The organism is Mesorhizobium sp. M0618 (assembly GCF_040320765.1).
GTDB lineage: Bacteria > Pseudomonadota > Alphaproteobacteria > Rhizobiales > Rhizobiaceae > Mesorhizobium.
The window spans coordinates 13270-34786 of record NZ_JAMYQH010000034.1 but is presented as its reverse complement, the minus strand read 5'-3'; the positions used below and the strand labels follow the sequence as shown (position 1 = coordinate 34786).

General features: G+C 63.3%; 12 protein-coding genes and 1 tRNA gene. 7 read left to right on the top strand and 6 right to left on the bottom strand.

The annotated features are described in order from the left end of the window. Positions 1-61: 61 nt before the first annotated feature. The 3 genes from NKJ04_RS28045 to NKJ04_RS28035 all read left to right on the top strand — a co-directional run bounded on the left by NKJ04_RS28045 (position 62) and on the right by NKJ04_RS28035 (position 11837). The gene (locus tag NKJ04_RS28045) at positions 62-8644 is read left to right on the top strand and encodes a glycoside hydrolase family 94 protein (RefSeq protein ID WP_352678531.1); all 8583 of its coding nucleotides are present in this window, start codon (positions 62-64) and stop codon (positions 8642-8644) included. A gap of 510 nt (positions 8645-9154) precedes the next feature. Next, positions 9155-10936, top strand: coding sequence for a glucan ABC transporter ATP-binding protein/ permease (locus tag NKJ04_RS28040; protein WP_127288908.1), 1782 nt, complete (start codon positions 9155-9157; stop codon positions 10934-10936). A 136-nt stretch (positions 10937-11072) separates the two neighbouring features. Next, positions 11073-11837: a heme ABC transporter permease gene (locus NKJ04_RS28035; protein WP_352553978.1), complete on the top strand. Its 765-nt coding sequence runs from the start codon at positions 11073-11075 to the stop codon at positions 11835-11837. Positions 11838-12011: 174 nt separating this feature from the next. On the opposite strand, the gene NKJ04_RS28030 is transcribed toward NKJ04_RS28035, so the two are convergent. Continuing rightward, on the bottom strand, positions 12012-13070 hold the full coding sequence (locus NKJ04_RS28030) for a D-TA family PLP-dependent enzyme (protein ID WP_352678594.1): 1059 nt from the start codon (positions 13068-13070) through the stop codon (positions 12012-12014). A 191-nt stretch (positions 13071-13261) separates the two neighbouring features. On the opposite strand from NKJ04_RS28030, the gene NKJ04_RS28025 reads away from it, so the two are divergent. Further along, positions 13262-13948 (top strand): D-lyxose/D-mannose family sugar isomerase, encoded by a 687-nt coding sequence (locus NKJ04_RS28025; RefSeq protein ID WP_127258087.1) that lies wholly within the window; start codon positions 13262-13264, stop codon positions 13946-13948. Between the two features lie 65 nt (positions 13949-14013). Here the strand turns inward: NKJ04_RS28025 and NKJ04_RS28020 are convergent, their stop codons facing one another. Next, positions 14014-15018, bottom strand: a complete 1005-nt coding sequence (locus NKJ04_RS28020; RefSeq protein WP_352678529.1) for a L,D-transpeptidase family protein — start codon at positions 15016-15018, stop codon at positions 14014-14016. A gap of 299 nt (positions 15019-15317) precedes the next feature. Between NKJ04_RS28020 and NKJ04_RS28015 the strand changes: the two genes are divergently transcribed. Next, positions 15318-15539: a hypothetical protein gene (locus tag NKJ04_RS28015; RefSeq protein ID WP_027038337.1), complete on the top strand. Its 222-nt coding sequence runs from the start codon at positions 15318-15320 to the stop codon at positions 15537-15539. A gap of 51 nt (positions 15540-15590) precedes the next feature. Here NKJ04_RS28015 and NKJ04_RS28010 read toward each other — a convergent pair whose 3' ends face one another. Together NKJ04_RS28010 and NKJ04_RS28005 are read right to left on the bottom strand one after the other, a co-directional pair. Continuing rightward, positions 15591-17312 carry a hypothetical protein gene (locus tag NKJ04_RS28010; protein WP_352678526.1) on the bottom strand — a complete coding sequence of 574 codons (1722 nt, stop codon included), beginning with the start codon at positions 17310-17312 and terminating at the stop codon, positions 15591-15593. Positions 17313-17448: 136 nt separating this feature from the next. Beyond that, positions 17449-18081 (bottom strand): hypothetical protein, encoded by a 633-nt coding sequence (locus tag NKJ04_RS28005; protein WP_352678524.1) that lies wholly within the window; start codon positions 18079-18081, stop codon positions 17449-17451. 352 nt (positions 18082-18433) lie between these two features. Between NKJ04_RS28005 and NKJ04_RS28000 the strand changes: the two genes are divergently transcribed. Further along, a complete protein-coding gene (locus tag NKJ04_RS28000; RefSeq protein WP_352678522.1) occupies positions 18434-18829 on the top strand; it encodes a hypothetical protein in 396 nt (131 codons plus the stop codon). A 530-nt stretch (positions 18830-19359) separates the two neighbouring features. Continuing rightward, positions 19360-19848 (top strand): GNAT family N-acetyltransferase, encoded by a 489-nt coding sequence (locus tag NKJ04_RS27995; RefSeq protein WP_352678519.1) that lies wholly within the window; start codon positions 19360-19362, stop codon positions 19846-19848. A 296-nt stretch (positions 19849-20144) separates the two neighbouring features. Here NKJ04_RS27995 and NKJ04_RS27990 read toward each other — a convergent pair. Both NKJ04_RS27990 and NKJ04_RS27985 read right to left on the bottom strand, forming a co-directional pair. Then, positions 20145-20218 (bottom strand) — tRNA-Gln (locus NKJ04_RS27990). Between the two features lie 175 nt (positions 20219-20393). Then, positions 20394-21326, bottom strand: coding sequence for a lysylphosphatidylglycerol synthase domain-containing protein (locus NKJ04_RS27985; protein WP_352678516.1), 933 nt, complete (start codon positions 21324-21326; stop codon positions 20394-20396). Between the last annotated feature and the right edge of the window lie 191 nt (positions 21327-21517).

Genomic DNA, 21517 nt, shown 5'->3' with positions numbered 1-21517 from the left:
CCGGTTTTAGGGCCATTGCCGTGGCGGTGACGCCGCTCAGTGCCCGCTTACGGAATTTTCAATGAATATTCAGACGAATCCTGCCCAAATCGAGAAGACAAGCGCAAGCTTCCCGGCCATTACCGAAGAGCCGATCCGTTCCAATTACCTGCCCGAAGAGCGCCTTCGGCTGCTTGGCGAAAGCCTGGCAAAAGGCGACCTCACGGACCTGTTCGGCCTGACGCCCTTTGATTTTCAGGCCCGTATCCGGGACAGCGCCAAGAAGATTTTGGAAGTTTACCGGTCGACCAATGCTGCGCAGGCGAGGGGCGAGACGATCACGCCGGCGGCACAATGGCTGCTCGACAACAATTACCTGGTCGAAGAGACCATTTTCCAGGTCAAGCGCGACCTGCCGCGCCGGTTCTATCGTCAGTTGCCGACGCTGAAACTGCCTGACAACGGCACTGTGCCGCGCGCGCTGGCGCTGGCCTGGACCTATGTGGCGCATTCGGACAGTTCCGTTTCGGCGACGATGTTCAAGTCCATCGTCCAGGGTTTCCAGTCGGTCGAGCCGCTGAAGATCGGCGAACTCTGGGCGCTGCCTTCGCTGTTGCGCTTCGTCCTGATCGAAAATCTCCGCCGGCTGGCCGTCAGGGTCAATCGCACCCGCCAGATGCGCCAGATCGCCAACGATGTGGCCGACAAGGTCCTGGCCACCGACGACAGCGCCGATCGGCAGTCGATCCTGTCCAACTTCAGCGCCCACGCGCAGGACACCACCTTCGCCACCCAGCTGCTCTATCGCTTGCGCGATGGATCGCAGAATGCCGGCAAGGCTCTGGAATGGCTGGAAGGCGAGCTCGAAAAGACCGGCTCCGATGCCGAGGAAATCATCATTTCCGAACATCACACGCTGTCCAGCGGCAATGTGACGACGGGCAACATCATCCGCGGCCTGCGCCTCATCAACGACGTCGACTGGACGGTGTGGTTCGAAGGCGTCAGCCGCATCGACACCGTGCTGCGCGAGCGCACCGATTTCGCCGCGCTCGACTTCTTCTCGCGCGATCAGTACCGGACCGCGATCGAGGAATTGGCGCGCCGCTCGAACCTTTCGGAATATCGCGTTGCCGAGATGGCCATCGAGTTGGCCGGCCACGCCGCCAGCGATGGTGACGGCGACGCCGTTTTAACCGGGTCCGCCCACACCGATGTCGGCTTCTTTCTCGTCGGCCCACGCCGGCTGGAGCTGGAGAAGGCGATCGGCTATCGGCCCACCATCAGCCAGACAGTCAAGCGTGCCTTCCGCAAGACCGGCTGGCTCGGCATCGTCGTGCCCGTGTTTGCGCTGACGGCGCTGCTTCTCGTTCTGTCCGGCAACGCGCTTGCCAATCTTGGCCTGTCGGTGCCCTCGATCGTCCTCATGCTGGCGCTTTTTGCCGTGCCGGCCAGCGAGGGCGCGCTCGCCTTCTTCAACACGGTCGTATCGCTGTTCCTGAAACCGACGCGCCTCGTCGGCTACGATTACCGGCACGGCGTGCCGCCCGAGGCGCGCACGTTGGTGGTGGTGCCGTCGCTGATCGGCTCGCGCGACGATGTCGAGGAAAACATCCGCAACATCGAGGTGCATCATCTCGCCAACACGGCCGATGAAATCCATTTCGCGCTGCTGTCGGACTGGCCAGACTCGAAGACCGAGATTGATGCGGCGGACACCGAAATCCTCGAATTCGCCCGTACCGAAATCGCTCGTCTCAACGCCCGCTATCCCTCCGAAGGCGCGCCCCGTTTCTACATCCTGCACCGGCGCCGGCTTTTCAACGCGGCGCAAGGGGCCTGGATGGGCTGGGAGCGCAAGCGCGGCAAGCTGCACGAGCTCGATCTTCTGCTGCGCGGCGACAGCGACACCACGTTCCTGCCGCTCGACGTGCCGCTGCCGGAGAACGTCGTCCATGTGATGACGCTCGATGCCGACACGCGCACCACCCGTGACGCGGTCGCCACCCTCGTGGGCAAGCTCTGCCACCCGCTCAACCGGCCGCATTTCGATGCCAGCAAGCGCGTCGTCACGGCCGGCTATGCGATCCTGCAGCCGCGCATCACCGCGTCGCTGACATCAGGCGACGATGCGTCGTTCTTCCAGCGGGTGTTTTCGGCAAATCGCGGCCTCGACCCTTATGTCTTTGCCGTGTCCGATCTCTATCAGGACGTCTTCGGCGACGGGTCCTTCACCGGCAAGGGCCTCTATCATGTCGACGCCTTCGAGGCCGCGCTGCAGGGCCGCATCGAGGAAAACACCATCCTCAGCCACGATCTGCTGGAAGGCGCGCTCGCGCGCGCGGCGCTGGTCACCGACGTCGAACTGGTCGAGGACTATCCGACCCGATATTCGGTCGACGCCTCGCGCCACCATCGCTGGGCGCGCGGCGACTGGCAGCTGCTCGGCTTCATGCTCGATCCGCGCTCCGGCGTGCCGGCGCTGTCGCGCTGGAAGATGATCGACAATCTGCGCCGCTCGCTGACGCCGATCTTCTGGGTGATGGCGGCGATCGCCGGCTGGACGCTGCTGCCCTTCACGCAGGCCGCGCAATGGCAGGCCCTGCTGATCCTCAGCCTGTTCATGGCGCCGACATTCGACATCGTCAACGCCATCCTGCCCAAGAGCGGCGACCAGACGCCGCGCGGCCATTTCTCGGCCCTGGCGCGCGACGTCGCTTTCGGCACCGCTATGGTGGCGCTGAAAATCGTGCTGATGGCGCACAACGCCTGGATGATGGGCGATGCCATCGTGCGTACCCTCTACCGGCTGTTCGTCAGCCGCCAGAACCTTTTGGAATGGCGCACCGCCTCGCAGGCGCATAAGGCGGGCGACAACGATGTCGGGTCGTATTACGGCATGATGTATGGCGCCGTGATCATCGGCTTCGTCGGCCTTGCCATTCCGGTGCTGGCCGATTCGACCGGCGCCTTCGTCGCCTTCTTCTTCGCCCTGTTCTGGATTGGCTCGCCGGCCATCGCCAGCTGGATCAGCCGTTCGGCTGAAACCGAGGATCGGCTGCGCATATCGCAGGCCGACATCCACACGTTGCGCACGGTGGCGCGGCGCACGTGGCACTATTTCGAAAGCTTCGTGACGGCAGAACACCACCATCTGCCGCCCGATAATTTCCAGGAAAGCCCGGCGCCGGTGGTGGCGCCACGCACCTCGCCGACCAATATCGGCGTCTACCTGCTGTCCGTCGTCTCCGCCCGCGACTTCGGCTGGATCAGCCTGTCCGACGCCATCACCCGCATCGACGCCACCATGGCGACGATCGAGGGCATGCCGCGTGAGCGCGGTCACCTCTTCAACTGGTACGACACGACGACACTGAAGCCGCTCTATCCGCTTTACATCTCGGCTGTCGACAGCGGCAATCTCGCTGGCCATCTGGTGGCGGTGGCGGCGGCCTGCGCCGAATGGGCCGAAGCGCCCTCCGTCCATCTCCAGGGCGATTTCGAAGGCATTCTCGACACGGTCACCATCCTCAGCGAAAGCCTCGATGATTTGCCCGACGACCGCCGTCAGTTGCGCCCGCTGCGCCAGCGTCTCGCGGACCGTCTCGACGGCATGCGGCGCGCTGTCGACACCATCAAGGCGCAGCCCGAAATGGCGTCGATCCGCACCATCAACCTGGCTGTGCTGGCCGGCGAGATCCGCAAATTGGCCACCGCCATCCATACCGAGGCCGTGTCGCCCCAGAGCGACGTCATCGTCGACTGGGCGGCAAGGCTGGAAGCCACCTGCGAAGCGCACGTCCATGACGCGCACAGCGACGACAATGCCGTCGAGGCGCTGCGTGCCAAGCTGCTCACCTTGCGCGAGCGCACGCGCCGCTACGCCTTCGAGATGGATTTCTCCTTCCTGATGCGGCCGGAGCGCAAGCTGTTGTCGATCGGTTACCGGGTCGAGGAGCACCAGCTCGACGAAAGCTGCTACGACCTTCTGGCTTCCGAAGCGCGGCTGACCAGCCTGTTCGCCATCGCCAAGGGCGACCTGCCGACCGAGCACTGGTTCCGGCTTGGCCGGCCGATCGTCGAAATCGGTTTCCAGGGCGCCCTGATGTCCTGGTCCGGCTCGATGTTCGAATACCTGATGCCGCCGCTGGTGATGAAGGAGCCGCAGGGCTCGATCCTCAACCAGACCAGCAAGCTGATCATCAAGCGCCAGATCCAGTACGGCCGCCAGAAGAACGTGCCGTGGGGCATTTCGGAGGCCGCCTACAATGCGCGCGACCGCGAACTGACCTACCAATACACCAATTTCGGCGTTCCAGGTCTCGGGCTGAAGCGCGGCCTTGGCCAGAACACGGTGATCGCGCCTTACGCCACCATACTGGCGGCCCAGTTCAATCCGCGTGAAGCCGTGCTGAATCTCGCCCGATTGCGGGAGATCGGGGCGCTCGGCCGCCACGGTTACTACGATGCCGTCGATTTCACGCCGCAGCGCGTGCCGGAAGGCACGGATCATGTCGTCGTCCAGAACTACATGGCCCACCATTCGGGCATGTCGATCGCGGCGGTTGCCGACGCCATCTTCGAAGGCCGCATGCGCGACCGCTTCCACAGCGACCCGGTCATCGAATCGGCCGAACTCTTGCTGCAGGAGAGGGCGCCGCGCGACATCCCGACCGCGACCGTCAGGACCGAGGCCGACGAACGCTCCAAGGACGAGACCGAAGTCGACAGCCCCGACACCCGCATCGTGCTCAATCCGCTGCAGTCGCTGCGGTCGACCAACGTCATGTCGAACGGCCGCTATTCGGTGATGGTCACCGCGACCGGCTCGGGCTACAGCCGCTGGGGCGATCTCTCCGTCACACGCTGGCAACCGGATCCGACCGAGGACCGGCTCGGCTCCTACATCTTCCTGCGTGACGCAGGCTCAGGTGACTGGTGGTCGGCTACAGCCGAACCGAAGCGCGCCGCCGAGGAAAAGGCGCAGACCTTGTTCTCCGACGACAAGGCGAGCTTCGTCAAATCGGTGGGCACGTTGCGCTCCGAGGTCGAATGCATCGTCATCTCGGAAGGCAATGGCGAGGGCCGTCGGGTCACGCTCTACAATGACGGTCCGTCCGACCGTCACATTGAAGTGACCTCCTTTGCCGAACTGGTGCTCGGCCTGGAGGCGTCCGACAACGCGCATCCGGCCTTCTCGAAGATGTTCGTGGAAACCGAAATCTCTGCGAACAACGCGGCGATCTTCGCCACGCGGCGCAAGCGCGAGACCAGCGAGCCCGATATCGCAATGGTGCATTTCGTCACCGATCCGTCCGGATCGGCGCGCGATGCCGAGGCCGAGACCGACAGGCGCGCCTTCATCGGCCGTGGCCGGACCATCGTCGACGCAGCCGCTTTCGACCCGGGCGCCAGGCTGGGCGGCCATTCAGGCTTTACGCTTGATCCCGTCGCCTCGCTGCGCCGCCAGGTGCGCGTGCCGGCCAACAAGAAGATATCGCTGACCTTCTGGACGGTCGTCGGCGCCGGCCGTGCCGAACTGGACGAAGCGATCGCTCGCCTCGACCATCCGGAGAGCTTTGCCCGCCAGGCCATGCTTGCCTGGACGCGCAGCCAGGTGCAGACCCGCCATATGGGCCTCAGCCTGACCGATGCCGCCAATGTGCAGAAGCTGGCGCGCTACCTGATCTATCCGGATCCGTTCCTGCGTCTTCCCGCTGAATCCATCGCCACGGGGCTGGGCAAGCAGTCGAGCCTGTGGCCGACAAGCATTTCCGGCGATTTCCCGATCTTCCTGGTCAGGATCGGCGATGTCGCCGATCTCGAAATCGTTGCCCAGGCGCTGCGTTTCCAGGAATATATGCGCACCCGCGGCATGATGATCGACTTCGTCGTCGTCAACGAGCAGGCGTCCTCCTATGTCCAGGACCTGCAACGGGCGGTCGAGACGCTGTGCGAAAACAGCCGCCTGCGCGGCAAGGAGCTCGGACCGCGCCAGCACATTTTCGCGGTGCGCCGCGACCTCATGGACGAGACCACCTACAAGACGCTGCTCGCTGTCGCCCGGGTGGTCCTGCACACGCGCAATGGCACCATCTTCGACCAGATCGAGCGCGCCGAGGCGGCGGCTCTGCAGGCGCGGGACGCTCTGGCAGCATTGCCGATTCCGCGTGAATTGCCGTCGCCGACACCCACGACGCATGCTCCTGCCTCGCAGGCGGTGGCAAATGTCAGCGCCGATGGCAGCGGGCTCAGCCAGTGGAACGGCTTTGGCGGTTTCGACGGCGACGGGCGGCACTATGTCGTGCGCCTGGCCGGCCGGCGCACGACGCCGCAGCCGTGGATCAACGTCGTCTCCAACGCCTCGTTCGGCTTCCATACCTCGGCCGAGGGCGCCGCCTTCACCTGGAGCCGAAACAGCCGCGACTACCAGTTGACGCCGTGGTCGAATGATCCGGTCTCGAACCGGCCGGGCGAGGGCTTCTATATCTACGATCAGGCGAGCGGCAAGGCATTCTCGCCGCTCGCCGCCATGGTGCGCGATCCCTCGATGACCTACGAGGCCTGGCATGGCCAGGGTTTCTCGACCTTCCGCTCGAAGCGCGGACCATTGTCGATGGATCTCACCCATGTCGTCGATCCGGTCGATCCGCTGAAGATCTCACGGCTGCGCATCCAGAATTCCGGCTCGGTGCCGGCGCGGCTGCGTGTCTATGCCTATGCCGAATGGGTGCTCGGCGGGCACCGGTCGCGCACGGCGGCAACCATCGTCCCGTCGCGGGATGCCGCCAGCGGCGCGCTGCTGGCACAAAACCCCTACGGGCTGGATTTCGGCGAGCGCGTTGCTTTCCTCGCGGCCGACGGTGGCGTCCATTCGGTGACAACAGACCGATCGGAGTTCCTGGGCCGGCATGGTTCCAGCGAGCTACCCCAGGCGGTGCTGAGTGGTGCGGCGCTGTCTGGCCGTGTCGAGGCTGGTGACGATCCGTGCGCGGCGATTGCCCGCGATGTCGAGATTCCGGCTGGCGGCGACGTGACGCTGCTCTGGCTGCTCGGCGACGCCGAGTCCGCCGAGGAGGCTAGCGCGCTGGTGCAAGAGCACCGGGTCAAGGATTTCGACCAGCGGCTGGCCGACAATGAGCGCGAATGGCGCGGCTTTCTCGACACCATCCAGGTCGAGACGCCTGACAAGGCGCTCGACGCCATGGTCAATCACTGGCTGCCCTATCAGAGCCTGGCCTGCCGCATCCGTGCCCGCTCCGCCTTCTATCAGGCCAGCGGTGCCTTCGGCTTCCGCGACCAGTTGCAGGATACGCTGGCGCTGCTGGCGCATGACCCGCAACTGGCGCGCGACCAAATCCTCAACGCGGCGCGGCGGCAGTTCCCCGAAGGCGACGTGCAGCACTGGTGGCTGCCGCGCACGGGTGCTGGCGTGCGTACGTTGATCTCCGACGACGTGGTCTGGCTTGCCCACGCCACGGCGCGCTATTTGCTGGTCACCGGCGATGCCACCATCCTGAAGGAGCAATTGGCCTTCATCGATGGACAGCCGCTGGGCGAGGGCGAGCACGATGCCTTCTTCACCCCGGAAATCTCGAAGAAGACAGCGTCGCTCTACGACCATTGCGCGCGTGCGCTCGATCTCGCCATCAAGCGCAGCAGCCCCGCGGGCCTGCCGCTGATCCTCGGCGGCGACTGGAACGACGGCATGAACCGCGTTGGCGAGCAGGGCAAGGGCGAGAGCGTCTGGCTCGGCTGGTTCCTGCTGAAGACGCTGGGCGACTTCGCCCCCGTCGCCAAGGCCGAGGGCGACGCCAAGCGAGCACAGGCCTGGGCAAAGCATGCCGATGTTCTGAAGCGGGCGCTTGAGAGCACCGCATGGGACGGCGAATGGTACCGGCGCGGCAGTTTCGACGACGGCACCCCTTTGGGGTCTCGCGACTCGCAGGAGTGCAAGATCGACTCGATCGCCCAGTCCTGGAGCGTGCTTTCGGGAGAGGGCGATCCGGCACGGTCGACGACCGCGATGGAGCAAGCAACGAAGCTGCTCGTCGACGACAAGCTGAAGATCGTCAAGCTGTTCACGCCGCCCTTCTCGAAGACGGAGAAGGACCCGGGTTACATCAAGAGCTATCCGCCCGGTGTGCGCGAGAATGGCGGCCAGTACACCCATGCCGCCACATGGTTCGTCATCGCGCTTGCCGAGATGGGACAGGTCGACGAGGCCTATCGCTGTTTCTCGATGCTGAACCCCGTCAACCATGCGACCGACGAGGCCACGGCCGAGCACTATCGTGTCGAGCCCTATGTCGTGGCGGCCGATATCTATGCCGGCGACGACAATGCCGGCAACGGCAAGGGCGGCCGTGGGGGCTGGACCTGGTACACCGGCTCTGCCGGCTGGCTCTACAGGGCTGCGGTCGAGGGCATTCTGGGCATCGAACGGCGCGGCAAACGTGTCCAGTTCAAGCCGAAGCTGCCGAGCCACTGGAATGGGTACTCGGCAAATCTCAAAATGCTGGGAGCGGAACTCAGGGTTCGCGTCATCCGCGACAATAAGGCCAAGGCCGTGTCGCTGGAGGTGAATGGGACAAAGACCAAGGTTTCGGCAGTCGAACTGAAGGACGGCGAAGTTGCCGAGGTGGTCATCCGGATCCCGGCTTAATGCAATGTTGCTCAAAAACTATGCGCTCGGGCCTGGGATCCGGGGCGCGACTTTTGCCGCCACGGCGGGATGAGAGGCCGTCCCGCCTGGCGTTGCCGCCTGCCGATTGAAGGACATGCCACCGAGGAGTGCATGAAATCAAAGGCTTGAGGCGTCCGACAGGGGCGCCACGAGCAGTGAGAGTTTGGCCTCCCTTCACCTGGAAGGGCGCCCTGCAGCTTTGTTTCGCTCTATACTTCGCAAAAGGCGATTTCGGCCTTAGTCATCCGCCCGACATTGTTGCTGATTAAAATTGTGGCAGCACGTGCCAACTGCCATGATTTCGCCGCATGCCTGACATTTTACCTGTCTTCTCAAACCGTTAGGTGATCACGGCAGATTTCGGAACGTCGCCATCTTTTGTTCGCTCTAAGGGAACTGAAGGGGTACACGGCCATTGTTTTGCGACGTATCAACCGGTACGAATAAAATGATGCAGTGCACAATAAACAGCGTGGCGGAGTAACTGGGGTGACCCTTCTGCAAATCTACTGGCGAGCTCTCGGTTATCTGGCCGCGGACAGGAAACGCGTTGCGTTGATCTGTTCGGCCAACGTGGCTCTCGCCATCGTAGCGCTTCTCGAGCCGATTATGTTCGGTCGCGTCATCGGCGCCATCTCCGAGCGTGGCTCTGTCTTCACCACGCTGGTCATGTGGGCCGGTCTCGGCGCCTTCAACATCGTTGCTTTCGTCATGGTGGCGCGCGGCGCTGACCGCTTCGCCCATGCTCGGCGCAGCGAAGTGCTGTGCCAGTCCTTCGAGCGTGTGATCACCATGCCGCTCGCCTGGCACCATCAGCACGGCACCTCCAATGCGCTGCACACGATGCTGCGCGCCGTCGAAACCCTGTTCAGCCTTTGGCTCGAATTCATGCGCCAGCATCTGTCCACGGCTGTCGCCCTCGTGCTGCTGGTTCCGACCGCGATCAGCATGGACCTGCGCATGTCGCTGGTGCTGCTTGGCCTCGGGCTGCTTTATGTCGGCATCGGCCGGATGGTCATGCGCCGCACCAAGGCGGGCCAGGCTGCGGTCGAGCGTCACTACCACAAGGTGTTCGCGCATGTGACCGACTCGGTCAGCAACGTTGCGGTGCTGCAGAGCTACAATCGCCTCGGCCACGAGGCCGATACGCTGCGCCGCTACGTCAAGAACCTGCTCGACGCGCAGAACCCCGTGCTCGACTGGTGGGCGCTGGCCAATGCCTTGCACCGTCTGTCATCGGCAATCTCGATGCTGATCGTGTTGTCGATCGGCTCCTATCTCGTCACTCATGGTCAGTTGGGTGTCGGCGACGTCATTGCCTTCACCGGTTTTGCCACGATGCTGATCGCTCGCCTCGACCAGATGTCGGCTTTCGCGAACCAGATTTCGGAGGCCCGTGCCAAACTTGAGGATTTCTACCACCTCGAGGACTCCGCGGCTGATGCCGCCGAGCCGGACGGCTTGCGCGATCTTGCCAACGTCACCGGCCATGTCCGCTTCGAGAATGTCGGCTTTGAGTTCGCCAATTCCGGCCAAGGCATCGACGACGTGTCCTTCGAGGTGCAGGCGGGCCAGACCGTCGCCATCGTAGGCCCGACGGGCGCCGGCAAGACCACGCTCATCAACCTGCTGCAGCGTGTCTTCTCGCCGTCCCATGGCCGTATCCTGATCGACGGCATCGACACCCGCACGGTGACCCGCAAGTCGGTGCGCCATTCGATCGCCACCGTATTCCAGGATGCCGGCCTGCTCAACCGCTCGATCGAGGACAACATCCGTGTTGGCCGCGCCGATGCAAGCAATGACGAGATCCATGCCGCCGCCAATGCGGCTGCCGCACAGGACTTCATCCTGTCCAAGAGCAATGGCTACGACACGGTGGTTGGCGAACGTGGCGGCCAGCTGTCGGGCGGCGAGCGTCAGCGCATCGCCATTGCCCGCGCCGTGCTGAAGGACGCACCGATCCTGGTGCTCGACGAGGCGACCAGCGCGCTCGACGTCGAGACCGAGGACCGCGTCAAGGAAGCGATCGACGAGTTGCGCCGCGACCGCACGACCTTCATCATCGCCCACCGCCTGACCACCGTTCGCGACGCCGATCTGGTCGTGTTCATGGACAAGGGCAGGGTGGTCGAGATGGGCGGCTTCACCGAGCTGTCGCTGCGCAATGGCCGCTTTGCCAGCCTGCTGCGCGCCGGCGGCCTGCTCAACGACGAGGAGGTTCGCCGCCTCAGCCGCACCGTGCTGCAACAGCAGGAAGCAGCCGCCTGAGCTTCTTTCTCCGACCTCCCCTTGTGGGAGGTCGGACCATAGGTCCAGGTGAGAGTACAGGCACGGCCGCCCCAATTGCGTCTGCGACACCACCGCTCGATTGCCCCGAACGCCGTGGCGGTTTATGTAGAACCGCATGAGCGACACGACTTCACGCCTGACCGGCTGGATGGATCTCGCCAACCCGACGCGCTTCGTCGGGCTGGCGGACAAGGTCGTGCCATGGCTGGCCACGATCGCCACACTCATCCTCGCCGTCGGGCTCTATATGAGCTTCGCCGCGCCTGAGGATTTCCAGCAGGGCATAACCGTCCGCATCATGTACATCCACGTGCCTTTCGCCTGGCTGGCCATGATGTGCTACACGCTGATGGCGGTCTCGGCGCTGGGCACGCTTGTCTGGCGGCACCCGCTGGCAGATGTCGCGCTGAAATCCGCAGCCCCCATCGGCGCCGTCTTCACCGCGCTGGCGCTGATCACCGGTTCGATCTGGGGCAAGCCGATGTGGGGCACCTGGTGGGTCTGGGATGCCCGGCTGACCTCGGTCTTCGTGCTGTTCCTGATGTATCTCGGCATCATCGCGCTGACCCGCGCGCTCGACGATGCCAGCCGCGCCGCCTGGGCCGCCGCCATCATCACGCTGGTCGGCTTCATCAACATCCCGATCATCAAGTTCTCGGTCGACTGGTGGAACACGCTGCATCAGCCGGCTTCGGTGTTCCGCATGGGCGGTTCGACCATCGATCCCAGCCTGCTATGGCCGCTACTGGTGATGGCGCTCGGCTTCACCGTGCTGTTCTTCGCGCTGCACCTGATGGCGATGCGCACCGAAATCCGCCGCCGCCGGGTGATTGCCATGCGCAGGGTTGCGGCACGGCAGGCCGAGCGGTCCGCCAACTGACGCGCGTCGACTGTAATTTTCGCTTTCGCCAACGTCTATCTCTGAGCAGTGAGTGGGGCGCTGAAGCTGCTGATCTCCCCACTTGAGGGGGAGATGGCCGGCAGGCCAGAGGGGGCGCTGTCCCGCCGGCGTGCTGAAGATACTGCGGCGTTTCGCTGGCCTTGACGATGACCCTCACCCCATCCTTCCCCGCGCCGCCACGGGCAACGTTTCCAGCACCGTGTCGCCGTCGACCAGATTGACCTCGTTGAACAGGTTTGTGACGACGCAGCAATGGTCGGGCACCACACGCACGCGCTCGCCGATGCGCAGCTTGCCGTCGCCCGAAAGCGTGACGGTGCCGTGCTCCTCGCTCAGGCCCGTCACCCGCGCTCCCGACACGCCGAGCAACTCGCCAAAATCGGCGAGACCCAGCGTATCGCTGGACAGCGCCTTGCTCCCGGCATCGAGGATAGCGCGCGTCGCTGTGGGATGGCTGACCACCGTCGACAGCACCGTCAGCGCGCAGTCGTCGAGGCCGCCGACGCCTTTGGCGACTTGATAGCGGTCGAGATAGATGTAGGTGCCTGGACGATACTCCGTGACAACAGATGTATCGCTGGAGCGCCACATATCCGGCGTGCCGCCGCTGGAGATGCGTTCGCAGGCGAGCCCCGACGCGGCAAGTGCCTGCTTGGCCTCGGTGAGCCAGGCTTCGGCCTCCGCTGCCCGCCCGGCGGCCGGATAGGTCATCAGTCCGCCGAAGGCGAGGCCACCGGCTCTGTCGATCTGTCTTGCCAGCGCGACCGCTTCATCAGCCGACTGCACGCCGCAGCGGCCCATGCCGGTGTCGCATTCGACCAGCACCGGCAGACGATGACCGGCATCGGTGAAGGTGGTTGCCAGCCCTTCGAGCGTCTCCATGCTGTCCGCTGTCACCGACAGGGTGACGCGCCCATGCAGCCCCAGAAGCCGTTCCAGCTTGGCGCGCCCAAGGATGTTGTAGGGAAGAAAAATATCGGTCAGCCCGGCATCCGCCATCACCTCGGCCTCGCCAATCTTCTGGCAGGTGATGCCGACGGCGCCGGCCGCCACCTGCTTCTTCGCCCAGTAGGGCAATTTGTGCGTCTTGATATGCGGCCTGAGCTTCAGCCCGTTCTTGTCGGCATGCGCCTGGGCGCGGGCAATGTTGGCTTCCGCGCGCGCGGTGTCGATCAGGATGGATGGCGTATCGAGATCGTGAACGGTCGGCATCATCTTTCACCCCATGAGGAATCCGCGGGTTTTATGGCCCTGAAAATCCGTGATGTCACGCGGCCAGCGAAGCGGATCTGTGGTCCATGCGCCTAAGCGCAACGCCCGGCAGGGCGGCGAGATGGATCGACACCGCATCGACGTTCGGCTATGCGATTTGCCAGACAAATCGATACGAAGGGATCATGATCATGAAGCGCTCCGCCATCAACGACATTATCCGCGAAGCCGACGCTTTCATCCGCTCGTTCGGCTACATCATGCCGCCCTTCGCCTATTGGTCGCCGCAGGAGGCGAAGGCGCGTCAGGTCGACTCGTCGGCCGTATTCACCTCGCGGCTTGGCTGGGACATCACCGATTACGGGCAAGAGAAATTCAGGGAACTCGGCCTGTTCCTGTTCACCGTTCGCAACGGCCGCTACGAGGACATGAAGAAGGGCATGGGCATGCTCTATGCCGAGAAGATCATGATCTCGCGCAAGGACCAGCTGTCGCCGATGCACCGCCACAACATCAAGGCCGAGGACATCATCAACCGTGGTGGCGGCAAGCTGGTGCTGGAACTGTTCATGCATGACCGCGACGGCGGCATCGATCCCAAGGCCGAGGTTTCGGTGCCGGTCGACGGAACCATCCACAGGCTGCCTGCGGGCGGGCTCCTGAAGCTCGACCCGGGCCAGAGCGTCACGCTGCTGCCCGGCGTCTGGCATGCCTTCTGGGCCGAGGGCAAGGACGTGCTGATCGGCGAGGTCTCGACCGTCAATGACGATCTCACCGACAATGTGTTTCGCGAACCGATCGGGCGTTTTTCCAACATCGACGAAGACGTTGCCCCGGTCCATCTGCTGGTGTCCGACTACGAGAAGTGGCTGGGGTAAGGGCCGCCGCCCCACGCCCTCGGTGACGCCAGTCACACGGTCGAGAGTTAGCCCGTAGCGCCTGCCTACTGCGATCCTTGTCCGACCGATCCTGCAGCTTCCTCTTTGAAGACGACCTTTGTGCCTCTTTGCACTTCGGAGGCGAGGTCTTCGGCATCCCAGTTGGTCAGCCTGATGCAACCATGCGAGAAGGTCTTTCCGATCTTGCCTGGGTCCGGAGTCCCGTGAATGCCATAACTATCGATGGACAAATCGATCCAGACCGATCCCACCGGATTGTTTGGCCCGGCAGCGATCGTGAAGGGGCGCTTCGTCTTCACCCCCTTAAAGGCAAACTCGGGATCGTAGTGATAGGTTGGGTGGCGCACCACGCGTTTGACCTCCGCCTGGCCACTCGGCGCGGGCTTCTCCTGGCTCCCGATCGAGGCGGGGTACGTCGCAAGCACTTTCCCGGAAGGGTCAAGCACCCGAACCTGGCGAGCGCTCTTGTCGACCTCGACGTTCGCGATGTCTTGCGGCGGATCACCTCGGGTGACAGCTGGCACCAGCAGTTTTTGCCCCGCCCTCCTGAAGCCGATGCCGGGGTTGAGCCGTTCAAGCAGTTGCTCGCTGATGTGGAAGCGCTCCGCCATCTTTTCCAAGGCATTGTGGTAGGCCAGCCTGGGCAGGCGGGCCATCCTCTCCATGCGCGCCGGAATTCGCTTGGTGAAGGGGCCATGCACATCCTTGCGCGTCAACTCGTAGGTCTCAAGCGCCGGGCGCGAGGAGGTCGCGATTAGCTTGTCCCATGTCTCGCGGGTAAGCTTGCCGTCGGCAGGCAATCCGTTGGCCGCTTGGAACGCACTGACTGCCCGGGTGAAGTTCTCTGCCTGGCGGCCATCGATCAGGCCTGGCGAGAAGCGTGCACGATCCAGGAGGATTTGCGCCTTCAGCACGGTCGCACTGACGCCTTTCGCTTCGCTGCCGTCAAATTGGGCGTTGTTGACAGTGGCCGCGTCCAGTTTTGCCGCCACCGTTGCATCGCACGCCATGACGAGCATGGCGGCAGCGGCAAGAACGAGCCTGATCATGGACGTCACACTCCTGTATGAGTACCTGCTTCTATGACGTCGCACGGCCGATCTGGTTCCATTCCCCTGCAGCTGCATCCGGCCGCCGAGTGCCGATGCGCCGCAGCGAAGCCGGACCGGGAGCACCCGGCGGTGGCGCGGGTGCACTGTTGATAAGGCTCCGCCGTCATCCAGATGGATGGCGACTCTCGTCAGCGCATGTGTTGGCTTCAAGCCGAAGCGCGGAGACCGGAGCGACAATGGGCGAGGGTCCCATTGGGCGTCTGTCTCCATAGGCTCGGTGACCGAGGAGAGCCAGGATGCAATTTCCTGCCCAGAAGAACAAAAGATCGGCTCAACCTGCCGAGGATGAGCGCCAGGCACGGCTTGAGAAAACAGCCAGGCTCAAGCAGCTTCGGTCCTATGCTTCCTGGCTTTCGTCCGACCCAAATGCCCAACTTCACGATGAGATCGACTGCTCCGTGCTGATCGAGGAAGGCGTGGAACGACGCGGCATGGAGCCTTGGCTGATCGGCAGGTGACGACCGGGCGGCGGGGATTTCCACCGCCAACGGCGCCGACAGTCTGTTTGGCTAGCCGATCGGCCGCAACAGTGGCGACAGGCTGACTTCGCGCCAGTGACAGCAGCCTTGCTGCGCGCTCGTCCTGCACAGGCAGGACGAGGTGATCGGCACATCCGCCTTGGCCAGCGCCGCGGCAAGGCTTGTCTGCAATGTCGGCAATTCATCAGTCTCGCCGCGCCGTTTCAGGCATTCCACCAGCCCGTGCAATGCCCAGACATTGTTCGGATGCTGGGCGCAGCGCTGCACCGTGCCGCTCAGACCCAGATCGTCGCGATAGACCTGCTCTGCTTCCTGGGCGTGGCCCTGGTCGAGAAGCAGCGCCGCCAGCGCATGGCGCGGCGGGTGCATCCAGGCCCACGGCTCGGTGTATGACAAATTGTCGTCAAGCTCGACCGCCTGCCGCAAATGGCCATACGCCTCCTCATGCCGGCCCTGGTGGTACGCCAGCTCGCCGTCGAGCAGGGCGGCACCGACAGCCAGTGAGGCTTGCGTCGGATTGCTGAGGAAGCGCCGCTCGGGCGCAATGCCTTTCAGATGCCGATGGGACGCTTCGCGCTCACGCTCGGCTTCAGCAAATTGCCCAAGCGTCGCATGCGCCACACCCTTGGCGTAGTGCTGCATGGCCGCCGTCAGCACATAGAGGCCTGGCTCCGCGGTCGCCGGTTCGTCGATGATCTCCCGCCAGCGGCCGAAGCGCACCTGCACATGCGATTTCATCGCATGGTAGCCTTCCACCGTCTGCGTGAGCTTGGGCCGGCCGGGGATGGCGACCACGTCGCGCGCGACCAGGCTGCGCACCCTGTCGGCGGCCCACAGTGCAGGCTGGTACTGGCCCGACAACATGCAGGTGAACATCATCAGATGCAGATCGTGGCAGCAGCCGAGCAGATAGTAGGTCGGCTCATCGGCATAGGCGAGATAGAGGTCGTTGGCGCGCACCGCCTTTTCGCTGGCACGTCTGGCTTTCTCATACTCGCCGCACAGCACATAGATGTGCCCCGGCATGTGGTTCATATGCCCGGCATCAGGACACATTTCGCCGAGCAGATCCGCTGACCGCATGCCGCGCTCCGGCATGGTGGACATTTCCAGCAGATGGATGTGCAGGTGGACGATCGCCGGATGTTGTGCTGCGCTGGCCTCACCGGCAAGCCGGATCGACCGCTCGCAGACGTCGAGCGCCTCGACGACATCGGAATTCGGCGCCGGCGCGCCGGTCTTGAGGTTCCACAGCCGCCGCACCGTGCGCATCATCAGCGCTTCAACCAGCAGTGCCATCACATCATGGTCGTCGGGAAAGTCCCTGTACACAAGCCGCATCGCGGCGGCATAGGCGTCATCCCACCGTTGGAATTCGTCCGGGCTCACCCGGTGTGGCTTCTGAAAGCGGGCGGCCAGCGCCTCGATCAGCCGCTTCTCGATCTCGTTGGCGGAAGCCGCATTGGCCCGGGCCAGCTGGACATGCTCGCAGCAGCGCTTGGTCGCGCTGTCGGCCTCGGCCTCGCCATGTTCCTTCCAGGTCAGATTGTAGAAAGGCCCGGCGGCATAGGCGATGCCCCAGTGGATCATCGGACATTCGGGATCTGTTTCGAGCGCCTTCTGAAAACACTTGATGCCTTCCTCATGGTTGAAGCCGTAGCACCAGTTGAGGCCAATATCGAACCAACGCTGGGTTTCTGTCGAGCGAGTGGAGATGGGGCGGCGGTAGGTGCCGAGGTCGAAGCGGTCCATGTCGTCTCATTTCAATTCTGATTGCCAGCGAGCCAGCTCTGGTCAGACTCCTTCGCCATCAATGTGTGCCGAAACTGGCAGGCATGGCAAACGCAACGAGTGCCATCGCTGCTTGCATTGGAGACTATCGCCGCTCTCAGCTAGTCTCTCGGGGCGGTGTTTCATTTTGCCAGCCGGCGAGCTCAGGCAGGTCGTCAAGCCAGCTTTTCTCCGTCATCAAGGCATCGCCGGCCTGCGGAGCAGCCTCAGTGGCGTTTTGGATGAGCCAATCCATCCACTTCCGATAGGCGGCCGGGGTCAACTCGGGCGGCAGCACCTTGGCCTTGGCCAGCATGCGTTTGCGGAAACTCACCTGCCTGCGGAGTTTCGTCGTCGTGAATTTGATGGCCTTGCCCTGGTATTCAACCGTCCAGCGTCCATCCCCGTGGCTGGTGAGCCTGTCGATGGCGAAGCCGACGTCCACCGGCCTATCCCGCCACGGAAGCTCGACCGCATTCCTTCTCAGGTCGAGTGCCCATCGCCTGTAGTCGGTCCCGAGACGCTGGGGCGGCAGCACACCAGCCTGTTCGAGTATCTTCCTGCGGAAGGTGGGCTGCTTCTTGAGCTGGCCCGTCGTCAGCTCGATGCGATGCCCACGGAGTTCGACGTGCCACCGGATCCTCCCATTGCCGAAATATTTCACCAGCCTGTCGATGACGAACTCGTCGTCGGCGAGCGTCACGCAGCCTTGGCTGGTGCGTTCGAGAATGTACTGGCTGTCAGTGAGCATGATGCGGCCTCGTGGAGGAGCCTTTCATGAAGCTTCACTAAGGCGGACGCAACGGCCAGGCAATCTCGCCTTCCATGATTCCGTCGCATAGACACCGATGGTGCCCGTATCGCTCGCGCGCTCATCCTGACCAGCGGCTTAGGAGCAGCGGCCCGGCGTCGGGGGGGGTATCGAGGGGACTGGCGCCGAGCCTAACCGGCTGGAGGGGCAGTGCCGGCTGTCCGAATTATAAGCCTTTTTATGCGTCTATGCTAATTTAATTAAAGGACCATGTTCCGCTCCCAGGCGCCAGATCGAAGAGGCTAGGAATCCGGGAGGCCCGCATGTCCTGGCCATCGGTTGCGGGGTGACGGTGCGCCAGTTCAACAAGCTGCCGGCAGATAAGCAGGTGGAGGTGCACCGCGCCTATCTCGCCCTGATCTCACCATCGAACCTGGACCAGCCAGATCCCGAGCCGGTCGACACTCGAGCCATTCCCCGCGGGCACCTGTCCAACGGTCAGAAGCTGGCAATCGGCCGATGGGTCGAGAGGCAGGAAGATCTTTCCCGCAGCATGGCCCATCAATGCATGCGGCTGCCCACAGCGGGCACCAGGAGGAGCGGCAGGATGGCCGCCAGGAAAGCGCGCGCTGGCGCCAAGCTTCACGGTCATTTCCGCCCGTCCCATTTCAGCACAGGGTTGCTGGCATTGCTCTTGAACCGGACCTGTTGCTGGGTGAACCCCGGTCCTGATCGCGTACCCGATTAGGTAGTAGGCTCGCCGGGCTTCGAGGGCGTTGGGGTCTTCGCCCGGCGAGTTTGCCAACTTCCTGTCCTTTTGGCGGCTTTTAGCATCAGCTTGACAACTTGATCCCCCCAAAGCACCTTCGGCGAGTGGGAAAATGCGAGGAGCATCTATGAAAAAAATCTATGAAAAGCCTGTCCTGACGAAGCGAGGAATCCTTTCCTCAATCACGGCGCAAGTCGTCGAGTCGGGTCCTGCTACGTCGGATTGAGCCGATCTCGACATGACGGGAGGCCCGCCGGCTCGGTTCGGTGGGCTTTTTGCTTTCCTAAGCAGGTTCCAAGCACTCTTGACCCTGCCCGCTGCCACTTCCCGGTCGCGGGCTTTTTGTTTGTTCGGGGCAAGTTGGAATGCCGTCAGCGTCCCTTCCGTGCTTGGTCATGCGAAGCTGCTGCATTACCGGGAGGAGAAATAATGTGGGATGCGGAGACCACGGCGGCGATGATACGGTGTCGACGGGTGGCGTGACGCCGGGTGCAACGGGAGGGCCTTGAATGGACATCATCATTCGCGAACTGGTGGGCCTCGAAGAGATAGCGGCCACCTACCCGCTCTATCAGCAAACCGGGTCCATGCCGGAGGGCCTGTTTCGTGAGCGGCTGGCCGCAATGATCGCCCAGGGCAACTATCGCTGCGTTGCCGCCTTCATCGGTGAAAGGATGGTCGGCATGTCGGGCTTCTGGATAGGGGTACAGCTATGGGCAGGAAAGTGGGCGGAGGCCGACCATGTGGTTGTCGATGCTCAGATGCGCAGTGTTGGTATCGGTGCCAAACTGATGGCCTGGATCGAGAAGGAAGCAGCGCGTGTCGGCTGCGACATCACCCGCATCTCGGTGGTTCTCGGCAAGGAGCGCACACACAAGTTCTATAGCCGCAACGGCTATGCCGATGATGCGCTCATTCTGGTGAAGCCGCTGAGTGCGTGGGCCGAGACCGAGTTCCCAGAATATGCTGCGCACAAAGTGGCGATGGAGCGCGGCTAGAACGCCGCAACGCCCGGCATAATCGACGAAGTTGCCTTGGGGCCAAGCGACCTTTCGCCGTTTGAGCCTTTACAGGGAACGGCTGCTGTAGGAATATTGTCTCTGATGGGGCGCCCTCGGCGCAGTCGGTGACATATCCGATGATACATACGTGAGCTTTAAAATCACGGGCTGCGTGGGAACAGCAGCATGATAACAGAACCACCACTGCAGATGAAAACCCGGTCAAGAAAGCCGTACGACCGAACGTCGCCGGCGTCGGGAAGTTCCGCACAGGTAGATACTTGAGAAATGTCTGGCTGGGGAACCTGGATTCGAACCAGGACTAACGGAGTCAGAGTCCGTGGGTCTACCGTTAACCTATTCCCCAGCAGGCGCAGTCATGAACCGTGCGGGCCGAGCGGCTAAGCCGCTGTGAGCGCTGCCTTGTAGCCGCCAGCGGAAAATAGTCAAGCCTGCTCTGTGGTTCAATGGCACGTTTCGTCAGGTGATTCAGACGCCACACTTCAGATGCCGGCGCGCGGCTCCCGGTCCAATCCCACGCCTCAGGGCTCCGTCCGGCTGAACTGCGAGCGTTCGAAGAACAGCACCACCCCCAGGCCCAGAATCAGCGGGATGATCAGGTAGAACAGCCGGAACACCAGCAGCGCCGCCAGCACGCCGACCGGATCCATGTCCGACAGGCCGGCGAGAAACACCACCTCGAACACGCCGAGCCCGCCCGGCGCATGTGAGATCTGCGCGATCGAGAAGGAGACGAGGAAGACGCCCAGTATGACAAAGTAGCCGGGATTGTGGGCTGCGGGCAGGGCAAAGAAGATGATCGCGGCGGCGGCCAGCAGTTCGATCGGGCCGATCAGCAACTGCCGGGCGACGATCGGCAGCGCCGGATAGTGCAGCTGAAAACTGGCGATCTTCAGCGGGCGCAGATGCAGCCAGCTGCCGAAGACATAGGCGGCCACGAGCAGCAGCATCGCGATACCGGCCGCTTCCGACAGGCCATGATGGGCGATGCCGGAAAAGCGGTCGAGTATCTCAGGCTCGAACACCAGAACCAGGCCCGAGGCAAAAATCGTCGACAGCACGAAGGTGATCCAGCAGACCGCCACCAGCACGCCGACATCCTGTCCGGTCAGGCCCCTCGTACCGTAGGCGCGGTAGCGGATGACGGCGCCCGAAAACACCGAACCGCCAATGTTGTGCGACAGCGCATAGGTGGTGAAGGAGCACAGCGTGACGAACAGCCACGACACGCGCTTGCCGATATGCAGGAGCGCGATGTGGTCGTAGCCGGCAAGCGAGGCATAGGCGATGATCGAACTCAGCGCGGCAAGGACCCAGCCGCGGGTCGGAATGGCCGTGATACCGTCCCAGACGTCGTCGAGCGAAACGCCGCGCAGTTCGTGCCAGAGCAGCAGCAGCGAGAAGATCACGGCGGCGATGCCGACAACCGGCCAGAAATAGCGTCTCCAGTTCATTGCCTGACTGCCATGCGTTGCGGGTCCGCTTCCTTTTCGTGGCTGGTGGGAGGCCGGCTTTGCCGGATTCTTCCGCTCATTTCAGAAATGCCTCATCGAAGCCGGCTATTCAACCGCGAACCCTTGTCGCAGCGCCGGCCGGCAAGATTTGTCCGGCGTGAGCGGCCGAAGAGACGCCGGCAGGCGTTGCG

Bases quoted from the DNA above. Each gene is read 5' to 3' on its own strand.
- NKJ04_RS28045 (WP_352678531.1), top strand. From the start codon at position 62: ATGAATATTCAGACGAATCCTGCCCAAATCGAGAAGACAAGCGCAAGC.
- NKJ04_RS28035 (WP_352553978.1), top strand. From the start codon at position 11,073: ATGAGCGACACGACTTCACGCCTGACCGGCTGGATGGATCTCGCCAAC.
- NKJ04_RS28030 (WP_352678594.1), bottom strand. From the start codon at position 13,070: ATGCCGACCGTTCACGATCTCGATACGCCATCCATCCTGATCGACACC.
- NKJ04_RS28025 (WP_127258087.1), top strand. From the start codon at position 13,262: ATGAAGCGCTCCGCCATCAACGACATTATCCGCGAAGCCGACGCTTTC.
- NKJ04_RS28020 (WP_352678529.1), bottom strand. From the start codon at position 15,018: ATGATCAGGCTCGTTCTTGCCGCTGCCGCCATGCTCGTCATGGCGTGC.
- NKJ04_RS28015 (WP_027038337.1), top strand. From the start codon at position 15,318: ATGCAATTTCCTGCCCAGAAGAACAAAAGATCGGCTCAACCTGCCGAG.
- NKJ04_RS28010 (WP_352678526.1), bottom strand. From the start codon at position 17,312: ATGGACCGCTTCGACCTCGGCACCTACCGCCGCCCCATCTCCACTCGC.
- NKJ04_RS28005 (WP_352678524.1), bottom strand. From the start codon at position 18,081: ATGCTCACTGACAGCCAGTACATTCTCGAACGCACCAGCCAAGGCTGC.
- NKJ04_RS27995 (WP_352678519.1), top strand. From the start codon at position 19,360: ATGGACATCATCATTCGCGAACTGGTGGGCCTCGAAGAGATAGCGGCC.
- NKJ04_RS27985 (WP_352678516.1), bottom strand. From the start codon at position 21,326: ATGAACTGGAGACGCTATTTCTGGCCGGTTGTCGGCATCGCCGCCGTG.